The organism is Facklamia sp. P9177, assembly GCF_050409585.1.
GTDB lineage: Bacteria > Bacillota > Bacilli > Lactobacillales > Aerococcaceae > Facklamia.
The window spans coordinates 1-704 of the sequence record NZ_JBNUPE010000045.1; the positions used below are offsets into that span (position 1 = coordinate 1).

Here is a 704-nt window from a genome sequence, read left to right on the forward strand (position 1 = left end):
TAGTTACCACTTTTAATAGATCGGACTTCTGTGTTTTTGTGTAGCAAAAAATAGGGTGGAAGGAAGTGTTTTTCTTCCATCCACCCTATTTATTATAGAACTTTATTTATTCAGCCTCTTTGACGTTAATAGAAAGTAAGAAAAGCTTTGCCTAGCTTATTTAGTATCCACTTTTTGTAACTCGAAGTCTTTAGGAATTAAAACTGTGTCAATGATATGAATAACTCCATTGGAAACTTCTAAATCGGTAGAAGTAATCATCGATTCACTGATCATCGGCTCGTCTTCTGAAAAATCGAAGGCCACTTTTTCTCCATTAACAGTTTCAACAGATTTTCCGTCTTTTAAATCTTCAGCCAAAATTTTACTAGCCACCAGGTGATAAGTTAATAGTTTATTAAGATCAGGCTGTGTTAGTAGCTCTTGCTCCGTGATATCAAGCTCTTCTAATAATTGCTCAAAAGCTTCATCCGTTGGGGCGAAGAGGGTATATGGTTCGTTTTCTTGTAAGATTTCAACTAAATTAGTTTTTTCAAAAGCAGCCGCTAAAATACTGAAATCATCATTATCTTGAAGGGTGGCAACAATATCCTTTTGTTTATGTATGTCTTCTTTAGAACTTATTTCTTTGGTACTCTCTTCTTTAGAGCTCTCTTTTTTAGAGCTTTTTTCTTTGGTACTTTCTTCTTTAGAGCTTATTTCTT

The 704-nt window shown here is 34.1% G+C and carries 1 protein-coding gene; it reads right to left on the reverse strand.

Features of this window, described 5'->3' with window-relative positions; genetic code table 11:
* Positions 1-156 precede the first annotated feature (156 nt).
* Positions 157-704, reverse strand: a 548-nt coding sequence (locus ACQV18_RS09385) for a fasciclin domain-containing protein (protein ID WP_428893013.1), incomplete at its 5' end; no start/stop codon positions are given.